The sequence below is a fragment of the Marivita sp. GX14005 genome, from assembly GCF_023370775.1.
In the GTDB taxonomy this organism is placed as follows: Bacteria; Pseudomonadota; Alphaproteobacteria; order Rhodobacterales; family Rhodobacteraceae; genus Marivita.
The window spans coordinates 179905-200006 of sequence record NZ_JAMCCQ010000004.1; the positions used below are offsets into that span (position 1 = coordinate 179905).

Annotated in this window: 18 protein-coding genes; 6 read left to right on the plus strand and 12 right to left on the minus strand. The window is 63.8% G+C overall.

Annotation, left to right across the window (positions count from 1 at the left end):
* Positions 1–272: 272 nt before the first annotated feature.
* The 6 genes from M3465_RS12905 to M3465_RS12930 form a co-directional block, all read right to left on the minus strand.
* Entirely contained in the window at positions 273–1784 is a 1512-nt protein-coding gene (locus M3465_RS12905; protein WP_249502175.1) for a malonate--CoA ligase, read from the minus strand.
* Between the two features lie 46 nt (positions 1785–1830).
* Positions 1831–2250, minus strand: a complete 420-nt coding sequence (locus M3465_RS12910; protein WP_249502176.1) for a GlcG/HbpS family heme-binding protein — start codon at positions 2248–2250, stop codon at positions 1831–1833.
* 57 nt (positions 2251–2307) lie between these two features.
* Positions 2308–3588, minus strand: a complete 1281-nt coding sequence (locus M3465_RS12915) for a TRAP transporter large permease (RefSeq protein ID WP_249502177.1) — start codon at positions 3586–3588, stop codon at positions 2308–2310.
* Positions 3588–4130, minus strand: a complete 543-nt coding sequence (locus M3465_RS12920; RefSeq protein WP_249502178.1) for a TRAP transporter small permease — start codon at positions 4128–4130, stop codon at positions 3588–3590. The genes M3465_RS12915 and M3465_RS12920 overlap by 1 nt, the downstream gene beginning before the upstream one ends.
* A gap of 98 nt (positions 4131–4228) precedes the next feature.
* Entirely contained in the window at positions 4229–5209 is a 981-nt protein-coding gene (locus M3465_RS12925) for a TRAP transporter substrate-binding protein (RefSeq protein WP_249502179.1), read from the minus strand.
* Positions 5210–5242: 33 nt separating this feature from the next.
* The gene (locus M3465_RS12930; protein ID WP_249502180.1) at positions 5243–6430 is read right to left on the minus strand and encodes a pyridoxal-phosphate-dependent aminotransferase family protein; all 1188 of its coding nucleotides are present in this window, start codon (positions 6428–6430) and stop codon (positions 5243–5245) included.
* Positions 6431–6563: 133 nt separating this feature from the next.
* Here M3465_RS12930 and M3465_RS12935 point away from each other — a divergent pair, with 133 nt between their 5' ends.
* From M3465_RS12935 to M3465_RS12950, 4 genes are read left to right on the plus strand one after another with little or no spacing between them, the layout of a single operon-like run.
* A complete protein-coding gene (locus M3465_RS12935; RefSeq protein WP_249502181.1) occupies positions 6564–9446 on the plus strand; it encodes an FAD-binding and (Fe-S)-binding domain-containing protein in 2883 nt (960 codons plus the stop codon).
* Entirely contained in the window at positions 9447–10130 is a 684-nt protein-coding gene (locus M3465_RS12940) for a GntR family transcriptional regulator (protein ID WP_249502182.1), read from the plus strand.
* A gap of 30 nt (positions 10131–10160) precedes the next feature.
* Entirely contained in the window at positions 10161–10937 is a 777-nt protein-coding gene (locus tag M3465_RS12945; RefSeq protein ID WP_249502183.1) for an enoyl-CoA hydratase/isomerase family protein, read from the plus strand.
* A complete protein-coding gene (locus M3465_RS12950; RefSeq protein WP_249502184.1) occupies positions 10934–12136 on the plus strand; it encodes a CaiB/BaiF CoA transferase family protein in 1203 nt (400 codons plus the stop codon). Before M3465_RS12945 ends, M3465_RS12950 begins: the two co-directional genes overlap by 4 nt.
* A 72-nt stretch (positions 12137–12208) precedes the next feature.
* Here M3465_RS12950 and M3465_RS12955 read toward each other — a convergent pair whose 3' ends face one another.
* The 3 genes from M3465_RS12955 to hdhA all read right to left on the minus strand — a co-directional run bounded on the left by M3465_RS12955 (position 12209) and on the right by hdhA (position 14242).
* Positions 12209–12424: a hypothetical protein gene (locus tag M3465_RS12955; RefSeq protein WP_249502185.1), complete on the minus strand. Its 216-nt coding sequence runs from the start codon at positions 12422–12424 to the stop codon at positions 12209–12211.
* Between the two features lie 195 nt (positions 12425–12619).
* Positions 12620–13420 carry an SDR family oxidoreductase gene (locus tag M3465_RS12960; protein ID WP_249502186.1) on the minus strand — a complete coding sequence of 267 codons (801 nt, stop codon included), beginning with the start codon at positions 13418–13420 and terminating at the stop codon, positions 12620–12622.
* Positions 13421–13474: 54 nt separating this feature from the next.
* Positions 13475–14242 carry a 7-alpha-hydroxysteroid dehydrogenase gene (hdhA, locus tag M3465_RS12965; RefSeq protein WP_249502187.1) on the minus strand — a complete coding sequence of 256 codons (768 nt, stop codon included), beginning with the start codon at positions 14240–14242 and terminating at the stop codon, positions 13475–13477.
* Positions 14243–14460: 218 nt separating this feature from the next.
* On the opposite strand from hdhA, the gene M3465_RS12970 reads away from it, so the two are divergent.
* A complete protein-coding gene (locus tag M3465_RS12970; RefSeq protein ID WP_249502188.1) occupies positions 14461–14835 on the plus strand; it encodes a hypothetical protein in 375 nt (124 codons plus the stop codon).
* Positions 14836–14995: 160 nt separating this feature from the next.
* On the plus strand, positions 14996–17566 hold the full coding sequence (locus tag M3465_RS12975; protein WP_249502189.1) for a membrane-bound PQQ-dependent dehydrogenase, glucose/quinate/shikimate family: 2571 nt from the start codon (positions 14996–14998) through the stop codon (positions 17564–17566).
* Positions 17567–17881: 315 nt separating this feature from the next.
* Here M3465_RS12975 and phoB read toward each other — a convergent pair whose 3' ends face one another.
* The 3 genes from phoB to pstB are packed head-to-tail and all read right to left on the minus strand — an operon-like array spanning position 17882 to position 20099.
* Positions 17882–18565 carry a phosphate regulon transcriptional regulator PhoB gene (phoB, locus tag M3465_RS12980; protein WP_249502376.1) on the minus strand — a complete coding sequence of 228 codons (684 nt, stop codon included), beginning with the start codon at positions 18563–18565 and terminating at the stop codon, positions 17882–17884.
* Between the two features lie 5 nt (positions 18566–18570).
* Entirely contained in the window at positions 18571–19293 is a 723-nt protein-coding gene (gene phoU / locus M3465_RS12985; RefSeq protein WP_249502190.1) for a phosphate signaling complex protein PhoU, read from the minus strand.
* An 11-nt stretch (positions 19294–19304) separates the two neighbouring features.
* Entirely contained in the window at positions 19305–20099 is a 795-nt protein-coding gene (gene pstB / locus M3465_RS12990) for a phosphate ABC transporter ATP-binding protein PstB (protein WP_249502191.1), read from the minus strand.
* Positions 20100–20102 lie beyond the last annotated feature (3 nt).

Consider the following 20102-nt stretch of genomic DNA (forward strand, 5'->3'; position numbering starts at 1 on the left):
ATTTCAACGCGCGCCGCCTCTCCTGCCCCGCCGCATGACCGGACGCCGGGGCCGATCGTCCGCATACCACCGCCAAAACCGGCGGCCCCGCCCGCACCCGGCCGGTAAAAAGGACCGCTACGGCCGCGATCCCCGGCGCGGGAAATAGGCAATGCCGTCAATGCCATGCGCAAGACGCGCCGCCGAAACCCCTCTGGCCCCAGCCCCGGCCTCACCCCGGCGCACGGCTCCCCGCCCGCCCTGCGACAGAAACCCGCACCGCGGATTGGGCCTCAGCGCGGCTGAAACGTCTTGGCAAAGCGGTCGCGGAGCTGGTTTTTCTGCACCTTGCCCATCGTATTGCGCGGCAGCGCGTCCAGGAGCGCAATGTGCCGCGGGCGTTTGAACCCGGCCAGCTCGCGCTTTGCCGCGGCCTCCAACGCAGCTGGATCGAGCGTTGCTCCGGCCTCCGGCACCAGAACGGCGATCACGCTCTCGCCCAGATCGGGATGCGGCGCGCCGATCACGGCGCTTTCCTTCACGCCGGGCAACGTATCGAGGAACAACTCGATTTCCTTGGGATAGACGTTGAACCCGCCCGAGATGATGAGATCCTTGCCGCGCCCGACGATGTGCACGTAGCCATCCGCATCGATCCGCGCCAGATCGCCAGTGATGAAGAACCCGTCCTCGCGCAGCTCTTCGCGGGTTTTCTCGGGCATGTTCCAATAGCCCTCGAACACGTTCGGCCCGCGCACCCAAAGCACGCCGATCTCGCCTTGCGGCAGGTCCGCGCCGGTGTCCGGGTCGCAGACCTTGACCTCGATGCCGGGCAGCGCAAACCCGACCGTGCCTGCGCGGCGCTCCCCGTCATAGGGGTTCGAGGTGTTCATCGAGGTTTCGGTCATGCCATAGCGTTCAAGGATGCGATGTCCGGTGCGCGCCTCGAACTGGCGATGCGTTTCGGCAAGAAGCGGCGCGGAGCCCGAGATGAAGAGCCGCATATGCGCCGCGCTGCCGGACCCGAAGCGCGGATCGTCCAGAAGCCGGGTGTAAAAGGTCGGCACGCCCATCATCGTTGTCGCGTCCGGCAAGCGCGCAAGCACCGTGTCCGGATCGAATTTCGGCAGGAAGATCATTGCTCCGCCAGCCAGCAGCATCACGTTGGTTGCCACGAACAGCCCGTGGCTGTGGAAGATCGGCAGCGCGTGCAACAGCACATCGTCACTGGTGAACCGCCACGCCGCTACCAACGCTTCGGCATTCGACAGCAGGTTCTTTTGCGTCAGCATCGCGCCCTTGGATCGGCCCGTCGTGCCGGAGGTATAGAGCAGCGCGGCCAGATCGTTATCGGCGCGCGGCACCGGGGCGAACGCGGCGCCCTGGCCGCTGGCCAGATCGCGGAACGATCCCGCGCCGTCCGGCCCGAGCGTCTCGACCCGGATGTCCTGCGCGATCTCGCGCAGCACGTCCGCCTCGCCCGGATCGCAAACCAATAACGCCGCCCCGCTATCGGCGATGAAATACTCCAGCTCGCGCGGCGTATAGGCGGTGTTGAGCGGCAGGAAGACCGCCCCCGCCCTGATGCAGGCCGCATAGAGCATCAGCGCCTGCGGTGATTTCTGCACATGCACTGCCACCCGGTCGCCCGGACCCACCCCGAGCGCGCCAAGCGCATTCGCCATCCGCGCGGCCTCTTGCAAAAACGTGTCATGGGAGATCGTGCCGCCCCCTTGCAGATAGAGGAACGGCGTGGGCCGGCCCTCATGCGGGGCGAAAAGAGCGTCATGGAGCGGGTTGGTCATATGTTTGAAATTCCTGAACCTGGACACAGAAATAGGCGGGGCGGCCTCACCCGGTTTCCGCGGTCAGCCCCTGCGCCTCGATCACGGCGACGGCACAGGTTTCGTCATTGTCGGAACTGTCGCCGGTGATGCCGATCGCGCCGATCAGCACGCCGTCGCGCCGGATCAGAACGCCGCCGGGCACCGGCACCAGCGCGCCGCCGCTCAGCGCGTTCATCGCGCTGATGAAATAGGGCTGTTCCTGCGCGCGGTTGAACAGAGCGCGCGATCCGAGCCCCATCGCGACCGCGCCCTTGGCCTTGCCCTGCGCGATCTCGGCGCGAAGGTTGCTCGTTCCGTCCTCGCGTTGCAGCGCGACGAGATGCCCACCGGCATCGATCACCGCGATGGTCAGGGGCTTGAGATCATACGCCCGGCGATAATCGAGCGCGGCGGAGATCAGGGCATTGGCAAGATCGAGGTTCATACGCGGTCTCTTTCCGAATGGGTTGCCCCGTCAGCATAGCGACAGCGGCCCCGGTTCCTAGCCGTAGAAGTAATCCACCAGAAAGAGCGGGATCGCCGGGATGTAGGTGCACATCAAGAGCACCGTCAGCAGCACCGCGATAAAATAAATATTCACCTTGGTCACATCCCAGATATTCGCCCGCGCCACCGCGCAAGCCGTAATGAGCACGCTTGCCACGGGCGGCGTTTGCTGTCCGATCGCAAGGTTGAGCGTCACCACCAGCCCAAAATGGATCGGATTGATCCCGACCGCGTCGATCAGCGGGATCACGATGGGCACGACGAGGATGATTGCTGCAGCAGAGTGCAGGAAAAACCCGATCACCAGGAAAAAGAAGTTCAGGATCAGCAGGATCAGCCATTTGTTCTCGGTGATGCTGAGGATCCCGGCGGCCAGCTCCTGCGGATATTGCGCGCGGGTCAGGAAGCCGCCCATAACGACCGACGCCGCCACCAACAGCATCACCACCGCCGTCTGCATCCCGCCATCCAGCATCGAACGTTGCAGGTGCTTAAGATCGACCTGACGATACCAGAGGCTGATCGCGATGGCGGCCAGCACGGCAAGCCCCGCCGCTTCGGTCGCGGTGACGTAGCCGCCGAAGATGCCGCCCAGGATGATGACCGGCAGCGCAAAAGTGGGCAGCGCATCGACGAACGCTTTCCACAGCACGCGGCCGGAAAACGCATCCTCGCGCGGCAGGTCGTATTTGCGGGCGAAGTAATAGGCGACACCCATCAGCCCGGCCGCCCCGATCACGCCGGGAACGACACCCGCGACGAAGAGCTGCTCGACCGAGACATTGGCCGAGGTCGCATAGAGGATCATCGGGATCGACGGCGGGATGATGATGGCGAGCGAGGCCGAAGACGACGTGACCGCCGCCGACAAAGCGCCGGAATAGCCGCGCTTTTTCATCTGCGGGATCATCACCGACCCCATCGCCGCCACATCCGCCACGGCGGAGCCGGAGATCTCGGCAAAGAAGAGAGACACGCCGATATTCACATGCGCCAGCCCGCCCCGGATGAACCCGATCAGCGCGGCAACGAAATTGATGAGCCGGTCGGTAATGCCGCCCGCGTTCATGATCGCGCCCGCCAGAACGAACATCGGGATCGCGATGAGCGAGAACTTTGTCGCGCCGCCATACATATCCAGCGCCACATTCACGAGCGATCCGGTCCCCTCGAGCACCAACAGCCCGCCGATGGCCGAGACGGCCAAGGCAACGCCGATGGGCACGTTCAGACAGATCATCGCCACCATCGCGATGAAGATACCCAGCATCAGCATCAGGCGTTCCCCGCCTTTTTCATCTCGGTTTCCACTTCTTCCTCGATCTCGGCATGTTCGAGCGACACGCCGTAGGACGTCTTGCGCCAGTATTCGGGCAGGCTCAGCGCTTGGCAGATCAGAAACAGGATCGCGCCGATGGGAATGACCGACTGCGTAAAGCTGATCGGCACCCAGGTCAGCGACGTGAGCGACATGCCTCCCAGGATCGACATGACGACGAACCCGGCCCAGGCCAGCAGGATGAAGAACCCGGCGGTGATCGCCTCCGCCAGCATCACCGCCCAAAGCCGCGCCGGCATCGGGATGGCCAGCAGAACGCTGTCGAACCCGATATGACGCCGCCGGAGCGCGGCAAGCGCGGAGCCGTAATATGTGATCCAGGCCAGCAGGATCGCCGCAACCTCGTCATACCAGGCCAGGCTCGAACCGAGCAGGCGATAAATGACCGCAACGACCACGATGATCGTCAGGATCACCATCAGAAAGACCACGAAATATTCGAGCACGATTTCGAACGTCTTGCGCAGTGAATGGAGCATTGCATATCCCCGCCGGGAGCCCGGCTCGGTGACGCGGAAAGACGACGTCATATGGGTTGTTCCGAAACGAACAAGGGGCCGGATCGGCCCTTGTGCCATCAGGAGTCCGATGCCAGCTTCTGGATCCGCTCGATCAACTCGGCCCCGCCATCCACGCTGTTCGAAAACTCCTCGTAGATCGGGGCGGAGGCGTCGATGAACGCTTGGTTGTCGGCCTCGTTGATCTCGACACCCGCGTCGCGGATCACCTCCAGCAACTCGGTCTCCAGCTTGGCTGCATGCTCATAGACGAAATCCTGCGTCTCCGAGCCGCAAGCCTCCAGACCCGCGCGCACGTCTTCGGACAGCTTCTGCCACTGGTTTTCCGCGACCAGCACATAACCGGGCGTATAGACGTGGCCGGTGATCGACAGGTAATCCTGCACTTCCTGGAACTTGGCCGAGGCGATTTGCGCATAGGGGTTTTCCTGCCCGTCGATCACATTTGTCTGCAACGCGGTGAAGACTTCGGAGAACGCCATGGGCGTCGGGTTCGCGCCATAAAGCTGGAACATCTTCACGCGCCATTCGCCGTTCGGCGTGCGGAGCTTGATCCCTTCAAGATCGTCCGGCGTGTTGATCGGGCGGATATTGTTGGTGATGTGGCGAAAGCCATTTTCGAAATAGCCGATGATCCTGTAGCCCTCGCCTAGCGCGGCCTCCTGGAACACATCGCCAAGCTCGTCCTGGATGCGCTTCATATGCTCGCGATCTTTCACGATATAGGGCATTTCGAACACGCCGAATTCCGGCGCGACCGAAGACATGACCGATGATGGCAGCGAAAAATCGACCTGCCCGAGCTTGAGCTTCTGCAAGAGCTCGCGGTCCTTGCCCAGCTGGCTGGCGCCGAAGGTCTGCACTTCGGCCTTGTCGCCGAGCTTCTCGTTCGCGCATTCGGCAAAGGCGTTGGCCGATGCTTCGAAGAGCGAGCCCGGATTGCCGACATGGCCGAAGCGCAACGTCATGTCCGCCGCGCTTGCGGAGAGCGGCAGCGCGAGCGCCGCGACGCCGGTCAGAATTGTTGCCTTGAGTTTCATATGTCTTCCTCCCTTGATGCCCGTTTGCGAGCGTTATTCAGCGGCTATCCGCTCCCTTGTCGTTTCCTTCAGGTGTTCCATGGCGGCTTGCGCGCCCCCCGTCTGATGGGGAATTTTCGCCTGCGCCAGACCCATCTCCACGCCGGACAGCGTAGCCATCAGCATCAGATCGTTGAAATCGCCCAGATGCCCGATGCGGAAGACCTTGTCCGCGACCTTGGACAGGCCGTTGCCGAGCGAGATGTCGTAATGCTTGAGCGTCGTGGCGCGGAACGCGTCGGCGGAGTGGCCCTCCGGCACGACCACAGCAGTCAGAACGCCCGATTCCTGCCCCTGCCGGGCGCACAGCACATCCAGCCCCCAGGCACGCACCGCCGCGCGGGTGGCGGCCCCGTGGCGATCATGGCGGGCAAAGACATTCTCCAGCCCTTCCTCATGCAGCATTGCGACGGCCTCGTTCAGACCGTAGAGCAGGTTGGTAGCGGGCGTGTAGGGGAAATACCCGGTCTTGTTCGGGCCGACCATGTCGCGCCAATCCCAATAGCTGCGCGGCATGGTCACGTCATCGGCCTGTTTCAACGCCTTGTCGCTGACCGCGTTGAACCCCAGACCGGGCGGAAGCATCAGCCCCTTTTGCGAGCCGGCAACGCAGACATCCACGCCCCATTCGTCGAACCGAAAGTCTATGGACCCGAGCCCCGAAATCGAATCCACCATCAAAAGCGCCGGATGCCCCGCCGCATCGATCGCCTTGCGCACTTCGGCCACGGGAGACACCGATCCGGTGGAGGTCTCGTTGTGCACGATGCAAACGGCCCTGATCTCGTGGTCCGTATCCTCGCGCAGCCGCGCCTCGATCCGGTCCGGCTCGGCCCCGCCGCGCCAATCGCCTTCGATGAACTCCGTTTGCAGCCCGAGCCGGGTTGCCATCTTCTTCCAGAGCGTTGCGAAATGGCCGGTCTCGAACATCAGCACCTTATCGCCGGGCGAACAGGTATTGACCAGGGCGGCCTCCCACGCACCGGTGCCGGAGGATGGGTAGATGAAGACGTTCTGATCCGTCTTGAAGATCGTCTTCATCCCGTCAAGCGCGGCCTTGCCCACCTTGGCGAAATCGGGACCGCGATGGTCGATGGTCTGTTGTCCGATCGCCTTCAGGATACGGTCCGGCACGGCGCTCGGCCCCGGTATCTGCAAGAAATGTCTGCCAGCCTGGCGCATCGCGTCGGTCCCCCCACCCTGCGCCGTAGCGTCGGCGCGATTAGATATTGTCAAAAGTTAATTATGAATTCATAATTCAGTCAACAGAATTTTGCTCCACCCGCCCAGCACGATCCGCACGAAGAGCCGCCCCATGCGAAAGAATTCCCGCTTATCAAGCCGCTTGACCGCCGAACTGTCCGGCGAGGTGCTGAACGATCGTGCGTCGCGCGCGCGTTATGCGACCGACGCATCGATCTACCAGATGATGCCCGAGGCCGTGGTGATTCCGCGCAGCGAAGAAGACGTCATGGTTGCGATGCAGGTGGCCCGCGAAGAAGAAGTGCCGATCCTGCCGCGCGGCGGCGGTACCTCGCAATGCGGCCAAACGGTGAACCGGGCGGTGGTGCTCGACAACACCCGGCATTTGAACGGCATACTCGATATCGACACCGAAAACCTGACCGCGCGCGTGCAGCCCGGTCTGGTGCTGGACGAGCTGAACCGCGCGCTGGAGCCGTACGGGCTCTGGTTCCCCGTCGATCCCTCCACCGCATCGCGCTGCACGCTCGGCGGAATGGCGGCGAACAATTCCTCGGGCGGCAAATCGCTGCGCTACGGCATCACGCGCGACAACGTGCGATCTATAACGGCCATCCTGCCGGACGGCGCAAAGGCGCGGTTCAACGGCAGCGATCCCGAACCGGGGCCCTACGCTGATCTGGTGTCCGACATGCGCGCCCTTGGGCGGAGCGAGGCAGACGAGATCGAAGCGCGCTTTCCCAAGGTGCAGCGCCGCGTCGGCGGCTACAATATCGACGCGCTCATCGGCAACGATGTGAACATGGCGCATCTGCTGGTTGGCTCCGAAGGCACGTTGGCCTATTTCACCGAACTGGAGTTGAGCCTTGCGCATCTGCCGGGCGAGAAGGTCACGGGCGTGTGCCACTTCCCCACATTCTACGCCGCGATGGACGCGGCGCAGCATCTGGTCACGCTGAATCCTCAAGCGGTCGAACTGATCGACGATACGATGATCGCCTTGGGACGCGACATCCCTTTGTTCCGCAGAACCATCGAGAGCTTCGTCGAGGGCGCTCCGGCGGCGCTCTTGCTCGTGGAGTTCGCCGAGGGCAGCGCGGAGGCGAACGCCGCCAAGCTGGCGGAGCTTTCCGATCTGATGGGCGATCTCGGGTTCGCCTTCACCGGCACCGGCCAGCGCTGGGGCGGCGTCGTGCCCGTCACGGACAAAGGCTTGCAAGGCGCGATCGCCGAATACCGCAAGGCGGGTCTCAACGTGATGATGTCGATGAAGGAGGCAGGCAAACCCATCTCCTTCGTCGAGGATTGTGCCGTCGCCCTTCCCGATCTTGCCGAATACACCCAAGGCGTCACCGACGTGTTCGCCAAACACGGCAAAAAGGGAACGTGGTATGCCCACGCCTCGGTCGGCTGCCTGCATGTGCGGCCCGTGCTGAACATGCGGCAGGATGCCGACGTCAAAACCATGCGCGCCATGGCCGAGGAAATCTTCGACCTCGTCAAGCACTACAAGGGGTCGCATTCGGGCGAACATGGCGACGGGATCGTGCGGTCGGAATTTCACGAAAAGATGTTCGGCAAACGGATCGTGTCGGCGTTCGAAGAGGTCAAGGCGCGGTTCGATCCCAACGGCCTCATGAACCCCGGCAGGATCGTGCACGCCCCCGCGATGGATGACCGCCGCGTGTTCCGCTATGGCCCGAATTACGAGGTGCCGGAATTCGAGACCGCGCTTGACTGGTCGGCCTGGCCGGGATCGGGCGGCGGCTTTCAGGGCGCGGTCGAGATGTGCAACAACAACGGCGCGTGTCGCAAGCTCAAGGGCGGCGTCATGTGCCCGTCCTTCCGCGCCACCCGCAACGAACGCGACGCGACGCGCGGCCGAGCCAACACCTTGCGCTTTGCCATCAGCGGGCAGATGCCGGGCGGCCTGACCTCGGATGCGATGGCCGAGACGATGAAATACTGCGTGTCGTGCAAGGGCTGCCGCCGCGAGTGCCCGACCGGCGTGGACATGGCGAAGATGAAGATCGAGGTGCTGGCCGCGCGCCGCCGCGAGAACGGCCTCACGCTGGCGGACAAGCTGGTCGGCTACCTGCCGCGCTACGCCCCCAAGGCCGCGAAAGTCGCTTGGCTGATGAACCTGCGCAACAGGATCGGCCCGGTCCGCAAGCTGACGGAAAAGCTGACCGGCGTGTCGCACAAGCGTGACTTGCCCGTATGGTCTTCCAACCCGTTCGACGATGCCGAGGCGCAGGACGCGAACCCCGATCTGCTGCTCTTCGCCGATGTGTTCAACCGCTATTTCGAACCGGAAAACCTGCGCGCCGCGATCCGTGTTCTGCGCGCCAGCGGCCTGCGCGTCGCGGTCGCACGCGATGGCTCGGGCAAGGCGCTGGATTGCGGGCGCACGCTGCTGGCGATCGGCTGCGTCGAGGAGGCGCGCGCCGAAGCGCAGCGCGTGATCGATGCGACGCGCAGCGCTGTCTCCAACGGCATCCCCATTGTCGGGCTCGAACCCTCCTCGATCCTGACCTTCCGCGACGAATTCCTCGCCCTCTGCCCCGGCCCCGATGCCGAAGCGCTGGCGCAGGCCACCCATACCTTCGAGGAATTTCTCGCCGAACGCCCCGATCTGCCCCTGAACCCTATGGGCAAGCCGATCTACGTGCATGGCCATTGCCACCAGAAGGCACAGGATGCGGTCACGCCGATGCTCGATTTGCTGAATCGCATACCGGATGCCGAGGTTGTCATGATCGAAAGCTCCTGCTGCGGCATGGCAGGCGCTTTCGGCTATGCGCCCGGCACCATCGACATCTCGTTGAAGATGGCAAATCTTGATCTGTTCCCGGCGCTGGAGGCCGCGCCGCAGGATGCCATTGTCGTCGCCGACGGAACCTCCTGCCGGCACCAGATCGCGGATGGAACCCCGCGCCGCGCGATACACATGGCGCGCCTGATGGATCGGGCGCTTCAGAAACAGGACATCTGAATGAGTTTGACAGAAAGCATCAAGCGTCAGTCGCTGCATGAAGAACTGGTCGAGCGCGTCCGCAACCTCGTGGTCGACAACACGCTCAAGCCCGGCGAAAAGGTGCCGGAAAAAGACCTTTGCGAAGCCTTCGGAGTGTCTCGCACGCCGCTGCGCGAGGCGCTCAAGGTGCTGGCCTCCGAAGGGCTGATCGTGCTGCAAGCCAATCGCGGCGCGCGGGTTACGCGCGTCACGCGCGAAGAACTGGACAAGACGTTTCCGGTGATCGCGGCGCTGGAGCAGCTTGCCGGTGAACTCGCATGTCAAAGGCTTGACGATGCGGGCATAGAACGCATCGAAGCCGAACACGCCGCCATGATGAAGGCATTTCACGCCGGTGATCGGCAAAGCTATTTCCTTGCCAATCAGAACATCCACAACGCGCTGATCGAAGCGGCGGACAACGATATTCTGGAGATGCACCACCGGATGCTCGCGGTGCGCGTTCGACGTGCGCGCTTCATGGCGAACCTGTCGGATGCGCGATGGGTCCAGGCGATAGAAGAACACGAGCAGATGATTGCAAGGCTGCGCGACCGGGATGCGGTCGGTCTCGGGCAGTTGATGAAGACCCACATGCTGAACAAACGTCAGGCCCATTTCGCCGCGCTCGACGCGGGTGCGGGCAATGAGACCGACAACTGACGCACAGGCAAAGAGCCGGAGATTTCGAATATGAGCAGCGATATCACTTTTGAACAGCGCGGCTCTGCCGTGTGGCTGACCTTCAACCGCCCCGAGGCACGCAATGCCCTGACATTCGCAATGTATGAGGAACTCGCCCGGCGATGCGCCGAGATGCCGACCGATGGCTCGATCCGTGCACTGATCATCTCCGGCGCGGGGGGCAAGGCCTTCGCGTCGGGCACGGACATGGTCCAGTTCCGCGCGTTCGAGACAGCGCAGGATGCGCTCGATTACGAGGCCGAGATCGACCGCGTGCTGACGGCGGTGGAGCAATGCCCCGTCCCGACGATCGCCGCGATCCACGGCGCCTGCACCGGCGGCGGCGCGTCGATTGCGGCGGCCTGCGATATCCGCATCGCCAGCGCTGCGCTGAAATTCGGCTTTCCCATCGCCCGCACGCTCGGCAATTGCCTGAACGCCGGAAACCTTGCGCGGCTGAGCGAACTGATGGGCGCCGGGCGCGTGCGCGAGATGATCTTCACCGCGCGGCTGATCGGCGCTGACGAGGCGCAGGCGGCGGGGCTGGTGTCAGAGATCCTGCCGGATGAAGAGGCGCTTATGGCCCGTGCGGGCGAATTGGCCGATCACCTTTCCGGCATGGCGCCGCTGACGCTGCGCGCGACCAAGGAGGCCATGCGCCGCAATCGCGCGGCGCTCGCCGCCGAGGACACTGACCTGATCGCCATGTGCTACATGAGCCGCGATTTCAAACATGGGCTCGAAGCCTTTCTCAACAAGACCAAACCGGAGTGGAGCGGAACATGAACGGCGGCGGCCCCCTCTCAGGACTGAAAGTCATCGAACTGGCGCATATCATGGCCGGCCCGGCCTGCGGTATGATGCTGGCCGATATGGGCGCCGATGTCATCAAGGTCGAAAAGCCAGATGGCGATGACAGCCGCCGGTTTCTGCCGCCCGACATCGAAGGCGAGAGCGCCGCCTACATGATGATGAACCGCAACAAGCGCGGCATTGCGCTCAACCTCAAGGACGCGGATGCGGTGGAAGTGCTGCGCACGCTGCTGGACAGCGCCGACGTGGTGATCGAGAATTACCGGCACGACACGATGGAACGTCTCGGGCTGGGATACGAGACCCTGCGGCAGAGCAATCCCCAACTGGTCTATTGCGCCATCAGCGGCTTCGGCCGAACGGGGCCCTACGCGGAGCGCGGCGGGTTCGATCTGATCGCGCAGGGCATGTCGGGCCTCATGTCGATCACCGGCGAAGGGCCGGGCCGCCCGCCGGTCAAGCCCGGCGCGCCGATCGCCGATATCACCGCCGGGTTCCTCGCCGCTCTGGGCTGCGTTGCGGCCTATTCCCATGCACAGGCGACGGGCGAAGGACAGATGGTTGACACCTCGCTTTTCGAGGCCGGCATCTCCCTGACCTATTGGCAATCGGCCATCGCCTTCGCGACAGGCACGGCACCCGGCGCGCTCGGCTCCGCGCATCCGCTCAATGCGCCCTACCAATCGTTCCGCACACGGGACGGCTGGATCAATATCGGTGCCGCCAATCAGCGCAACTGGCAGCGACTGCTTGACGTCATCGGCGCGCCGGAGCTTCAGAACGATCCGCGCTTCGGCACCAATGCAGACCGGATGACCCACCTCGCCGATCTCGTGCCGATCCTCGAAGAGCTGCTGCAACGCCGCGATACTCAGGACTGGCTGCGCCGAATGGAAGAGGCCGGCTTGCCCGCCGGACCGGTGCTGAACGTATCCGAAATGCACCGCGATCCGCAGGCGCTTGCTCGGGACATGATCGTCGAAACCGAACACCCCGCCGCCGGCCCCGTCAAGACCATCGGATTGCCGATCAAATTTGGCGATACACCCGGCGGCATCACCCGCCCTGCCCCGACGCTGGGTCAGCACGGTCGCGAGGTTCTGGGCGAATACGGTTATTCCGAAGACAGCATTGCCGGTCTGATACGGTCCGGCGCCATTATCGTTCGGTGACGAGGATTTGACGAACACGCAGTTCACGATCAAGCCGGTGGAGCGGCACCGGACCAGTGCCGCCCCGTCTTGTCAGTCCTCGATATCGACACCGTAGAAGATATGCGTGCCCATCGGATGGATCTTGTATCCTTTCACCGCCCGCGACATCGGCATGAAATCGATCGAATGGGCGATGTTCATCATCGGCGCCTGTTCCTTGCCGATGGCCTGCGCTTCGCGGTAGCAGGATCGGCCGGAGCGACATTCGTGACGACGTCGTTTGCCGATTGCCAAAAGGCGGGGCATACAGCCAAAGCGCTTGATGATCGGACCGCGCCGCTGAAAGCGGCGCGTCCTGTGCCTTGGCTCTGCCGGAAATGTCCATCCTTACAATAAAAGAAAGCTTTTTTGCAAAGAAGCCAGTCTTTGCTTATCGAACGCCGACCAACGGCTTCTTCTTCCGAGGGCTGCCGCAAGGACTTCCCGGCATGTCCGATGCGCTTATTCCCCGAAAAGCCGCACGACAGAGCCGCCGCCATGGACCTTGACGATCTGACCACTGACCCAACCGGCGGCGGGCGAGGCGAGCCAGAGCATCGCGTTGGCGATATCCTGCGGCTTGCCGGTGCGTCCGATCAGGTTATCGGGGTGCTTCAGGCGTTCCTGCGTCGCCTCGTCAAGCCCCGCGTCGCCGTAACCTTCTGTCATCACGGTGCCGATCAGCACTGTGTTCACCCGGACCTGTTGCGCCAGCATATGCGCGAGCGAGATCATCATCTGGTTCAACGCCGCCTTGGCCGTGCCGTAGCCCAGAATGTCATAGGCCGGCACCGCAGACGAGAACGAGCCGGAATTGGTGATGCTGCCGTTTTCGGCCTCTTTCAGATAGGGCAGGCAGGCCATCGACATGCGATAGGCGCTGATGGTGTTCAGCTTGTAGGCGTCCACCAGTTCCTCTTCGGTGATCTCGGTCGGATCGTCGTGGCGCGGGCCCCAGCCCACGTTGTTCACCAGGGTCGAGATGCCGCCGAACGCGTCGACGGTTGCCTTGACCAGCGTGTCGATGTCTTCGGCCTTGGTCACGTCGCAGGCCATGCCGAGGCAGCGGTTGCCGGTTTCCTTTTCAATCTCGGACGCCGTTTGCTGGGCCTTGTCGCCCTGCAGGTCGGCGATCATCACATTGGCCCCGGCCCCTGAAAGCGTCTTGGCGATGCCCGCGCCGATGTTTTGCGCGCCGCCGGTGATGAGGACGTTGTGGCCCTCCATGCTGAAATCTGCAAATGCGTTGAATGTGTCAGCCATGATCTGGCTCCTTTCCTAGGGGGTCGCCCGCTGTGGCAGGCGTTGAAATTCACGTCAGTCGAGTTCCTGCACGCCGCCGCCAGACACGGTCAGGATCTGCCCGCTGACCCAGCTGGCCGCCGGAGAGCAGAGGAACAGCGCTGCGTTGGCCATGTCTTCGGGCTCGCCCAGCCGGTTGATCGGCGTGTGCTTGAGCATCGTCTTCTCGATATCGTCGTTCAGCACCGATTTCAGCGCATCGGTGCGCGTCGCACCCGGCGCGACCGCGTTCACACGGATGCCCTTGGGCCCTAGGTCAAACGCGATGTTGCGCACCAGATGGCTGGTCGCGGCCTTGGACGAGGCATAGGACGCCATGCGCTTGTTCTTGTTCTCTGCCGACATCGAGGTGATGGCAAGGATCGCGCCGCCGCCCGCCTTTTCCATCTCGGGCGCGGCAAGCTGCGCCAGACGGAAGAGGGAAAATACGTTCAACTCGAACGCCCGGCGAAAATCCTCCATCGGCATGTCGAAGGGCTTGGGCCCACCGCCGCCCGCATTGGCCACCACATGCGTCAGCTTGCCGAATTCCTTGACCGTGTCGCTGACCAGCGCGGTCAGATCGTCCTCGTTGGTGACGTCGCAGGCCATGCCGGCCGCCTTGCCGCCATTCGCCTTTATCGCATCGGCCACATCCTGGGCCGTTTCGATCTTCAGATCGCTGACCATCACCGCCGCACCCGCGGCGGCAAAGGTTTCCGCGATGGCCCGCCCGATCCCGGCGCCCGCGCCGGTGACAATGGCAACCGCGCCATCGAGCGCGAAATCTTTTGGATCATACATAAGCCAGTTCCTTTCAAATATGGTTCGGCACATCCGGCGAACGCTCGCCGCAGCCCGAAGCTTCTTTGCGCCTTTCGGGTTCGGGGCAAATCATTCGCCTGCCGAAGATGTCGTGAGCATTTGGCGGCGAAACAACAGGCCGCGCTGACTCCGTTCCCCATTTTGGGTAGGGTTCGGCCAAAGCGCCAATGCCGGCGGCACTCGAACAAGGGAAAAGTATGAAGATCCAATCAGATGCATATCCAGCGCATGTGCGGGCATTTTCCCGATTATTGATCCGGCTTCGCGCCGAACTGGGCAACGATCTCGATCAGGTTCTCATCCTTGCCGTGGTGGCCGAACGCTATTACGCCGCCATCGAAGCGGCGCCCTGCACCGACCCGCCCGAGACGAGGGGGATCAACGCGTATTCCGTTGCGCTTTATACCGATATTCCGCGTGAGACCGTTCGGCGGAAGGTGAAGCTTCTGGTCGAGAAAGGCTGGCTCGATTGTGACGGGCGCGGGCATCTGACCCCGACGGAGCAGGCCGCGCGCGATCTGCAGGACGGAACCGCCGCGACGCTGGACTACATCCGCGCCATCGCACGCTGAACGCAGCGGCACGTCCCGCAAGCCGAAACGGGCCGCACCTGACCGTCTTCGGACGTCGCTATCGGGGGGAACGTTATCCCCTCGGGATCGTTGAACTTCGAATTGACGGGAAAGGGGCGTTGTCGCGACCCGATCCGCCACCTTTCGAAGGAATATTGCCATGTTTCGCACGATCCTCTCCATCGTCACACTCGCGCTCGGCGCCGCCCTTTTCGGCGGAGGCATAAGGCTGGCAACCCTTGGGGGGACGTGGGGCTATATCGCGCTCGGGGCGCTTTTGGCGCTGTCGGGGCTGCTGTTGCTGATGCACCGCAAGGGCGGTCTTGTCGTCTACGGCGCGGCATTGCTCTTTGCGCTGGTCTGGGGGCTTTGGGAGGTCGGTCTTTACTGGTGGGGCCTTGCGCCGCGCGGCGGGGTTCTGGTGCTTCTCGCACTGCTGCTGTTGCTGCCGCCGGTCGTGCGGTCGCTCACACGCGGCACCAACGGCTTTCGCGGCTACGGGATCGAGGGCGTCATTCTGGCGGGGGTCGTCGCCGTCACGATCGTTGTCGCGGGGGTGTCGATGATCACCCAGCCCTTCGATCTGGACGGGCGGTTCGCCCCCGAACGCATGGCGCAGGCGCCCGTTTCCGCGCCGGATGTGCCGGACGGCGAATGGTCGGCCTACGGGCGCACTCTTGCCGGTCAACGCTATTCGCCGCTGGACCAGATCACGCCGGCCAATGTCGACCAGCTGGAACTCGCCTGGGAATATCACGCGGGCGACGTGCATGTAGACCTTCCCGGCACGGCGCTGGAATCCACCCCGCTGATCGTGGACGACACCCTGTATCTTTGCACGCCGAAAAGCGAGGTCATCGCCCTCGATCCGGTCACGGGGGAAGAGCGCTGGCGATTTTCACCCGTTCTGGCCGGTCTGACGCAGGAACTGTCGACCTATGCCACCTGCCGGGGTCTGGCCTATCACGATGGCACCGACCTTGGCTGGGAGGTCTCGGACGATCCGGTTCCCACGCAGCAAGAGCAGGCCGAACTGATCGAGGCCAGCATGGACGGCGTGACCATCGAGGCGTCCGGCGCGCCGCAGAACGTCGTGGCCGGCACCGCCGCGCCGGGCGCGCCCAATCCCGTCATCTCCGACGATGCCCCGACCGATCCGTCGCCCATCCGTGCCGATTGTCTGCGCCGCATTTTCCTGCCGACGCGAGATGCGCGCCTGATCGCTGTAAGTGCCGAGACAGGCACAATCTGCCCCGGCTTCGGCGGTGCGGACGGCACTGTGAACCTTTGGATCGGCATGCCGAACGTGTCGCCGACGGCGTATTACTCCACCTCGCCGCCGCTGGTGACGGACGAGGTCGTGATCGTTGGCGGCAGCGTGAATGACAACCTCTCGACCGAACTGCCCTCCGGCGCGATCCGCGCCTTCGATCTGCGCACGGGGCGCATGGTCTGGAACTTCGATCCGGGCAACCCGGATGGCCCCTCCCCCTTGCCCGAAGGCGAAACCTTTACCCAGAACGTGCCCAACAGCTGGAGCGTGGCCAGCTACGATCCCGAACTGAACCTTGCCTATTTTCCAATGGGGATCGGCTCGCCCGACCAATATGGCGGCTTTCGCACCGAAAACGACGAGAAATTCGGGAACTCGGTGCTCGCTCTGGATGCCTCCACAGGGGAGGTCGCATGGGTCTATCAGACCGTCCACCACGACATCTGGGATTACGATGTGCCCGCGCAGCCAAGCCTTGTGGACCTGACGGTTGATGGGCAAACCGTTCGCGCACTCGTTCAGCCAACCAAGCAGGGCGAGATCTTTGTCCTCAACCGCGAGACGGGAGAGCCGGTGCTTCCGGTGAGCGAAGTGCCGGTATCCCAGAACGCCGTTCCCGGCGAACGCCCGGCGCCGACACAGCCGGTCTCGGCCATCTCCTTCGAGCCGCCCTATGTCACCGGCGCGCAGATGTGGGGGCTGTCGCCATTCGACCAGATGCTCTGCCGCATCTCGTTTCACGAACTCAACTATGAGGGCCGTTTTACCCCGCCCAGCGTTCAGGGCACGCTGACCCATCCTGGCAGCTTCGGGATCTTCAACTGGGGCGGCGTCGCGGTCGATCCGGCGCGGCAACTGGCCTTTGCCATGCCGGTCTATCTGGCCTTCACCTCGACCCTAAAACCCCGCCCCGACACGCTGGACAAGATCGTCTCGCGCGAAGGCGCGCCGATGGGCAACGAGAATTTCGGCGCGCCCTATGCGGCGGTGCTCAAACCCTTCATGTCGCCGCTTGGCCTGCCGTGTCAGCAGCCGCCATGGGGGTATATCGCCGGTGTCGATCTGACGAATGGCGAAACGGTCTATCAACGTGTCAACGGCACCGTGCGCGATATGTCGCCCGTTCCCCTGCCCTTCGAGACGGGAATTCCCGGCATAGGCGGACCGATCGTCACCGGCGGCGGGCTCGCGTTCCTGTCAGGTCAGGCTGATTACTACGTGCGCGGCTATGATCTGGCCACAGGCGAGACGCTCTGGCGCGCGCGTCTGCCTGCTGGGGGCCAGGCAACGCCGTCGACCTATATGGGCCGCGACGGGCGGCAATATCTCGTCGTCGTGGCGGGCGGGCACAACTACATCGGCACGAAGCTTGGCGATGCGGTTATGGCCTACGCGCTTCCCGAAATCGCTACCAGCGCCGAGGAGGAGCTGTCCGATACAGTATCGACCGAGCCATGAGCGGCATGGCGGCAATCCTTGATCTACGATGGCGATCGCGGCCATCAGCACAGTAGTCGCGGCGATACAGAGGCAACCCTGGAACGCCCGTCACCGGCCGCCGGACGGGCGCTTCCACATCCGCGCATCAGGCTACTTTCGAGAAGAACCCCCTATGGCGTAACTGGCCAGTTGTCCGGTCGGACAGGTTGCCGGTCCGGGATAAGCTGCTGGATGAGCCTTGCATCCTCGTCATGTTTGTTCGCCGCTGCCTCATGGTGGCCTTTATGTTCCGGTCTTGGCACCCGTTCCGCCATCCGGCGCAGCCGACGTGCGTCAGCCCAGGGCATAGCCGACGCCGCGCACGGTGCGCAGCGGGTCGTCGCCGCCATGCCGGCACAGCGCCTTGCGCAAGCGGCCGACATGGACATCGACGGTGCGGGTTTCGACGTGGATGCCGCGGCCCCAGACCCGATCCAGCAGCTGCTCGCGGCTGAGCACCCGTCCGGGCTTTTCCATCAGGCTCGCCAGCAGGCGGAATTCGGTCGGGCCGAGGGTCACTTCCTTGCCTGCGCGGGTGACGCGGTGGGTTTCGCCATCGAGCCGGATATCCCCGAACTCCATAACAGCCCCGGCCGCCAAAGGGCGCACCCGCCGCAGGCCCGCGCGAACGCGGGCCATGAGCTCGGCGACGGAATAGGGTTTGACCACATAGTCGTCGGCACCGGTTTCCAGCCCGCGGACGAGGTCTGGCTCGTCCGAGCGGGCCGAAAGCATGATAACGGGGATGTCCTGCGTCTCGCGCCGAACCTTCAGGCGTCGGCAGACTTCGATCCCCGACAGCCTCGGCATCATCCAGTCAAGGATGATGAGGTCGGGCGGATCCTCATCCACCAGCAACATCGCTTCTTCGCCGTCATGCGCCTCGCGCACGCGATAGCCTTCGGCGGCGAGGTTGTAGCTGATTACCTCGCGCTGTGCGGCCTCGTCCTCAACCAGCAGGATCAAGGGGCGGTCCATGGCGGTCACGCGGCCCCGCCCTTGCTGGCTGCACTGGCGGTATAGTCGGCTTTCGGGCGCTCACCATCCGGCATCGCGCCGGTCGCGAGATAGATCACCTGCTCGGCAATGCCGGTGGCGTGATCGCCGACGCGTTCGATATTCTTGGCGATGAAATGAAGGTGCATGCAGGCCGAGATGTTGCGCGGATCCTCCATCATGTGGGTCAGGAACTCGCGGAAAAGGGTGTTGTACATCTGGTCCACATCGTGATCGCCCTGCCGCACCTCCTCGGCCAGCTCCGCGTCGCGGTGGATATAGGCGTCGAGCACCTGTTTCAACTGCAGCTGCACTGCCTTGCCCATGCGGCGGATCGAGCCTGTCGCGCCCTCGACCGGCGGCATGCGCGACAGCACGTCCGAGCGTTTGGCGAGGTTCTTGGCATAATCGCCGCAGCGTTCCAGCGCGGCGGCGATCTTCATCGCGCTCAGCACCGTGCGCAGATCGGCCGCGGTGGGCGCGCGCAACGCGATCACGCGGGCGGCCTCGATATTGATCCGCTCTTCCAGCGCGTCGATCTCGGCGTCGCCGCGGCGCACCTGGCCCGCAAGTTCATTGTCGCGGGTCTCCAAGGCGCGAACGGCGTCCAGAATAGCGGCCTCGACCAGCCCGCCCATGCGGGTGATCATGGCCTCGATCGCCTCAAGGTCGCGGTCGAAGGCCGTAGCGATGTGATGTTTGCTGGTCATCTCGTCTTCCTTCAGCCGATGCGGCCGCTGATATAGCTTTCCGTGCGCGGGTCGGCGGGGTTTGTAAAGAGCTCACCCGTATCGCCATATTCCACCATGCGGCCCAAATGAAAAAACGCCGTGCGCTGGCTGACGCGGGCGGCCTGCTGCATGGAATGGGTGACGATCACGACCGCGAATCGATTGCGCAATTCGTCGATCAGTTCCTCGATCTGCGCGGTGGCAATCGGGTCAAGCGCCGAGCACGGCTCGTCCATCAACAGGATCTCGGGCGCGGTGGCGATGGCCCGCGCGATGCAGAGGCGCTGCTGCTGCCCGCCCGAAAGCCCGGTGCCGGGGGCATTGAGCCGATCCTTGACCTCGTCCCAGAGCGCGGCGCGGCGCAGGGACTTTTCCACCACCTCGTCCAGCTCGGCCCGCGTGCGGGTCAGGCCGTGGATTTTCGGCCCGTAGGCGACGTTGTCGCGGATCGACTTGGGGAAGGGGTTTGGCTTCTGGAAAACCATGCCGACCTTGGCGCGCAATTGCACCGGGTCAACGCGCGGGTCGTGGATGTCTTCGCCGTCGATGCGGACCTCGCCCGTGACGCGGGCGGCCGGGATCGTGTCGTTCATGCGGTTGAGGCAGCGCAGGAAGGTGGATTTCCCGCAGCCCGACGGCCCGATGAGGGCGGTGACGGCCTTATCGGGGATATCGACATCGACGTCGCGGACCGCGTGTGTATCGGCGTAATGCACCTGCAGGCCGCGAACGGCGATCTTGGCGGTGTCGGTGGTGGCGGGCGTTTCTGTCAGCGTGTCTTTCATGGC